This is a genomic window from Plasticicumulans sp. (assembly GCF_035331805.1).
Lineage (GTDB): Bacteria > Pseudomonadota > Gammaproteobacteria > Competibacterales > Competibacteraceae > Plasticicumulans.
This window is the reverse complement of the sequence record NZ_DAOLKE010000236.1, coordinates 1-5627: the sequence shown is the minus strand read 5'-3', so window position 1 is coordinate 5627 and position 5627 is coordinate 1. Positions and strand designations below refer to the sequence as shown.

The following is a 5627-nucleotide window of genomic DNA, read 5'->3' as shown; positions in this document are numbered from 1 at the left end:
GGGGCCGGCGCGCTGCTGCCCGCGGCGCAGGCGGCCAGCCCCGAGGTCGGCAGGCCGGCCCCGGCGTTCACGGCCACCGACACGCAGGGGCGCACGGTCAGCCTCGACGGCCTGCGCGGCAGGACCGTCGTGCTCGAATGGACCAACGCCGAATGCCCGTACGTCGGCAAGCACTACGGCGCCGACAACATGCAGAAGCTGCAGCGCGAGGCAACCGCCGCCGGCGTCGTCTGGCTGTCGGTGATCTCCTCGGCGCCCGGCGAACAGGGCTACGCCGATGCGAAGGAAGCCGAGCGCCTGAACGCCGAGCGCAAGGCCGCGCCGAGCGCCGTGCTGCTCGATCCGGACGGCCGGCTCGGCCATCTGTACGACGCACGCGTGACGCCGCACATGTTCGTGATCGGCCCGGACGGCACGCTGCGCTACATGGGCGGCATCGACAGCATCCCGTCGGCGCGCGCCGCCGACATCGACAAGGCCGAACCGTACCTGCGCAACGCCCTGCATCAGGTGCTCGATGGCCAGCCGGTCGAGAAGGCCGTGACCCGGCCCTACGGCTGCACGGTCAAGTACGCGAGCTGACAGAGCAGCGATGCGCGCGCCGCGCTGGCCGGCGCGCGCGGCCGGCGGCTACCGTCGCGGGCTCTGCAAAGCAGAGCTGCCCGGAGCCGCCCGCCGATGATCGATTCCCCCGCCTTCTGGCTCGCCGCCGTGCCGGCGGTGCTGATCGTCGGCCTGTCCAAGGGCGGCTTCGGCGGCGGACTCGGCGTGCTCGGCGTGCCGCTGCTGTCGCTGGCGGTGTCGCCGGTGCAGGCGGCGGCCGTGCTGCTGCCGGTGCTGTGCGTGATGGATCTGGCAAGCCTCTGGGCCTTCCGGCACGTGCCGGTCGCCCGGCAGCTGCGCAGGCTGCTGCCGGGGGCGCTGCTCGGCATCCTCGCCGGTGCCTGGGCCTGGCAGCACGTTGACGTTGCCTGGGTGAAGCTGATCGTCGGCATCGAGGCGCTGGCCTTCACCGCGCATCACGTCTGGCAGACGCGCGGCGGCCGCCAGCCGCCGGCGCGTGCCGTGTCGGTGACGCGTGCGTTCGGCTGGGGGGCGCTCGCCGGCTTCACGAGCTATCTCGCCCACGCCGGCGGCCCGCCGCTCGCCGCCTGCCTGCTGCCGCAGCGCCTGCCGCGCGCCGAGTTCATCGGCGTGACCGTGTTCTTCTTCGCGGTGGTCAATTACACCAAGCTCGTGCCCTACGCGCTGCTCGGCCAGCTCGGCGACGCCAACCTCGTCACCGCCGCGGCGCTGCTGCCGCTGGCCCTCGTCGGCGTGCGCCTCGGCGTCGTGCTGCATGCGCGGCTGCCGGAAAAGCCGTTCTACGCGATCTGCTACGCCGGGCTGGCGCTGACCGGCGCGAAGCTGCTGTGGGATGCGCTGGCGGCGCTGGGCGGCGGCTGAGGACACCGCCGCCCGCATCGGGAATCCCCGGCGCCCCCGGTGACCTCAGGACCGTCATGGCCCTGCCGCCGCCCCGCGCCTGCGCACCCGCAGCGCCCGGGCATCCTGCTCCCGTCCGCACTCCGGCCCCGGTCCGCTGAACCGCCCTGCCGGCCGGCGACTCTGCTGCCTGTGCCTGACCACGGGAACACCAGAGGAGACCCGACATGAACCTGCGCGTGCTGATGCTCGTGACTTCGCATGACCGCCTCGGCGACAGCGGTCACCCGACCGGCGTCTGGGCCGAGGAACTGGCCGTGCCCTACTACGCCTTCACCGATGCCGGCTGCCACGTCGACCTCGCCTCGCCGGAGGGCGGGCCGGTGCCGTTCGATCCGCGCAGCCTCGAGACCGCCGACGGCCCGCTGCCCGCGGCCGTCGAACGCCTGCAGGCCGATGAGGCGCTCCGGGAGAAGCTCCGCCAGAGCTGGCGCGCCGCTGCCATCGACATGCACGTGTTCGATGCGCTGTTCGTGCCCGGCGGTCACGGCGCGATGTGGGACCTCGCCACCGACCCGGCGGTCGCGCATCTGGTCGAAACGGCGTTTGCGTCCGGGCGCATCGTCGCCGCGCTCTGCCACGGACCGGCGGCCCTGGTCTCGGCCAAGGGCCCGGACGGACGCTTCCTGCTCGAAGGCAAGCACGTCAACAGCTTCACCGACGCCGAGGAAGACGCGCTCGGCCTCGGCGACACCGTGCCCTTCCTGCTGGAAAACCGGCTGCGCGAACTCGGCGCCTTCTTCGAAGGCGGTCCGAACTGGCAGCCGTACGCGGTGCGCGACGGCAACCTGATCACCGGCCAGAACCCGCAGTCCTCGGCGCTGGTCGCGCAGCAGGTGCTCGATGCCCTGCGTGCGGGGCTGCCCGCTCCGGCCTGAGCCGCACCGAGGCATCCGCAGGAAATGTCCGCGCCGCCCGCCCCGGCGGCACGGCGCCTGCCGCCAACCCGTGTCCGCAAGCGCCCCGGCGGCTGCGGAAGGCTCCGGTCCGCGCCCCTGTCAGCGCGCGTGCGGGAACATCCTGAGGGCCGAAACCAGCAGGACGATGCCGAGCAGCCCCGTCAGCCAGTCGGTCGGCACCCGCCCGAGCAGCAGGGCTCCCACGGCCGCGCCCAGGATCGAGCCGAGCACCATCGAGCCCATCAGCGGCATTTCCTGACGCAACACCGAGAAGGCCTCGGCGCGGGTGTAGCGGGCGAAGCCGACCATCATGGTCGGCAGGCTGACCATCAGCGACAGGCTGCCCGCGAGCCTGATGTCGAGGCCGTAGAGCAGCACGATGACCGGAATCAGCAGCTCGCCCCCTGCCACCCCCAGCAGCGCCGCGACGACGCCGATCGCGAAGCCTGCGAACACCCCGGTCACGAGGCGCAGAGGGCCGGGTTCGAGCAGCGGTGTGCCGGCTTCGTGCAGGCCGGCCCGGGTTTCCAGCAGCATGAGCAGGGACAGCCCGATCAGGAGCACCAGGATGATGCGATCCAGCCAGCGCCGGGGCAGCGTGACGGCCTGGCCTGCCGCGCACCAGGCACCGGCGAGACTGCCGGCGAGCAGGTTCAGCATCACGTCGAGATGATCGCCGAGCGCGGCCGGTGCGATCGTGACGCCCCGGAACAGCAGCGCGGCGGTCACGACGACCAGGCTCATGGCCTTGTTGAGGATCACGGCCTCCAGCGTCCCCAGCCGGAACACGCCGATCAGCACCGGCAGCCGGAATTCGGCCCCGCCGAGGCCGATCAGTCCGCCCAGGGTGCCGATCAGGGAACCGGCGACGAAGCCCTGACGGTTGCGGCTCCGGGCGTTCACCGGCACGCCCGCTGACGGACGGCTGCATGCCGCAGGACCGGTACCGGCCGCTCGTTTTTGTCGCCATCCGGGAAATTCATCTGCTGCCTGCTGCCCATGCCGTCATTGCACCGATGCACCGTTGCGGATGCGCTGATCCGGTCTGCGACTTCTGTCGGGTCAAAAATGACATGACGGACCGCCCGAGGCATCCCCCGTGCCGGAACATCAGCCGGAATTCCGGCCGGAAGCTCACGAGGATCAGGCAGCCAGAGGCCACCGGAGCCGGTTTGAGAAGCGCTTTCAGCCCCGCGCCGGCTGCGTGTGATCGGCATCGCGCACCGGAGCCTGCCGGAAACGGCTCCCGGACGCCGCCGGCCCCGCCGCCACATAGACTGGCCTCCGCCCCACCGCCGCCGGAGACCGCCGTCGATGAGCTTCGCGCAGCTGCTGCAGCGCTACTTCTACAGCCACTACGTGCACAGCGGCCTGCGCGTCGCGCTCGGCGTGCTCGGGCTGACGCTCGCGGCCTGGGCGACGCTCGGGCCGCACGCGGCGGCGGCGGTGTCCTCGGGAGCCCTCGGGACGAGCCTGACCGACCTGCCCGGGCCGCTGGCCGAGAAGCGCCGGCTCATGCCGGCGGCGGTCGTGCTCGGCACGCTGGCCACACTCGGCGTGGGCCTCAGTGCCGGCACGCCGTGGCTCAACGCCGCGGTCGTGCTCGGCATCACCTTCGTCTCGGCACTGCTGCTCGGCTGGGGCCGGGCGGCGCTGCCGCTCAGCGTCGGCACGCTGTTCGTCACCGCGATGGCGCTCGGCAGCCACGAGGCGGCGGCCGATCCCTGGCAGCACGCCGGCTGGTTCCTGGCCGGAGCCGGCGGTTACCTGCTCTGGGGCCTGGTCGCCGCGCGCGCGGCGGCGCGGCGCACGCGCCAGCAGGCGCTGGCCGAGAGCCTGCACGAGCTTGCCGAATACCTGCGCGCCAAGGCCGACTGCTACGTGCCGGGGGCGGATCTCGAACGCTGCTACGCGCAGCTCGTGCACCGCCAGACGCTGCTGGTCGAGCGCCAGCAGGCGGCGCGCGATCTGGTGCTGGAGGAGCTGCGCACGCCGGCCGACGGCACGCTGCTCGCGACGCTGCTCGCGGCCTTCGACATCTACGAGGCGGTGCTCTCGGCGCACACCGACCACGCGCTGCTGCACCGCACGCTGGCCGGGGCCGATGCGCTCGACTTCCTGCACGAACTGGTGCTGAAAGCGGCGCGCGCGCTCGATACGGTCGCCGCGGCGCTGATGCGCGACCAGCCGCCACCGGCGGCGACCGCCTGCTTCAAGCCCGAGCTCTACGCGCTCGCCTACGAGCGCCTGCGCCTCGATGCGCTGGCGCCGACGCCGGACAACCAGGCGGCGCGCGCGGCGCTGGCGGCGACCGTCGCCAAGATCGAGCGCTGCGTCGTGCGCATCCAGGAGTTGCCGGCCATCGCCAGCCGGCCGGTGCCGCCGGCGGAGATCTTCGGCGGCGCCGACTTCGCGGCCTTCCGCAGCCCGCCGCTCGCCGGGCTGAAGCTGCTGATCGCGCAGATCCGCGCGCCGCGCTCGCCGCTGCTGCGCCACGCCCTGCGCCTGAGCGCGGCGGTCGGGGCGGCGCTGGCGCTCGGGCGGGTGCTGCCCTATGAGGCGCACGGCTACTGGATCGTGCTGACCATCGCGCTGGTGCTGCGCCCGAACTTCAGCATCACGCAGCAGCGCCAGAAGGACCGCCTGCTCGGCAACCTGACCGGCTGCGTGCTGGCCGCGGCGCTGCTGGCGGCCGAGCCGCCGGCCGTGCTGCTGCTCGCGGCGATCTTCGTCGCCAACACCGTCGCGCACGCCTTCGTGACGCTGCGCTACCGCTACACGGCCACCGCCGGCTGCGTGATCGTGCTGCTGCAGGTGCACCTGACCGGCAGCGGGGCCGGCGAGGTGACGATGCTCGCGCGCGTGCTCGACACCGTGCTCGGCGGACTGCTGTCGATCGGTGCGAGCCACCTGCTGCCGAGCTGGGAGCGCTACGCGATGCCGGCGCTGCTGCGCGGCCTGCTCGATGCCGCCGGCGCGCACGCGCGCGCCACGCTCGCCGAGCCGATGGATGAACTCGCCTACCGCCTTGCGCGCAAGCGCTACCACGACGCCGTCGTGGCGCTCGCCGGAGCCTTCGAGCGCATGCTCGCCGAGCCGCCCGACCAGCAGCGCGCGGTCGCAGCGCTGGAGCGCTACGTCGCGCTCGGCTACCTGCTCGGCACGCAGCTCGTGGCGCTGCACATGCTGCGCCTGCACCGCGGCAGCGAGTTCGAGGCCGACGCGCCCGAGCGCCTGCGCGCC

At 73.1% G+C, this 5627-nt stretch carries 5 protein-coding genes; 4 read left to right on the top strand and 1 reads right to left on the bottom strand.

The window, feature by feature from the left end:
* Positions 1-12: 12 nt before the first annotated feature.
* From PKE44_RS14185 to PKE44_RS14175, 3 genes are all read left to right on the top strand, one after another.
* A complete protein-coding gene (locus tag PKE44_RS14185) occupies positions 13-582 on the top strand; it encodes a redoxin domain-containing protein (protein ID WP_324552301.1) in 570 nt (189 codons plus the stop codon).
* Between the two features lie 96 nt (positions 583-678).
* On the top strand, positions 679-1446 hold the full coding sequence (locus PKE44_RS14180) for a sulfite exporter TauE/SafE family protein (protein ID WP_324552299.1): 768 nt from the start codon (positions 679-681) through the stop codon (positions 1444-1446).
* Between the two features lie 206 nt (positions 1447-1652).
* Positions 1653-2363 carry a type 1 glutamine amidotransferase domain-containing protein gene (locus PKE44_RS14175; RefSeq protein WP_324552297.1) on the top strand — a complete coding sequence of 237 codons (711 nt, stop codon included), beginning with the start codon at positions 1653-1655 and terminating at the stop codon, positions 2361-2363.
* 120 nt (positions 2364-2483) lie between these two features.
* On the opposite strand, the gene PKE44_RS14170 is transcribed toward PKE44_RS14175, so the two are convergent.
* On the bottom strand, positions 2484-3287 hold the full coding sequence (locus tag PKE44_RS14170; RefSeq protein ID WP_324552295.1) for a sulfite exporter TauE/SafE family protein: 804 nt from the start codon (positions 3285-3287) through the stop codon (positions 2484-2486).
* Positions 3288-3698: 411 nt separating this feature from the next.
* On the opposite strand from PKE44_RS14170, the gene PKE44_RS14165 reads away from it, so the two are divergent.
* On the top strand, positions 3699-5627 hold a 1929-nt coding region (locus PKE44_RS14165), incomplete at its 3' end, for an FUSC family membrane protein (protein ID WP_324552293.1).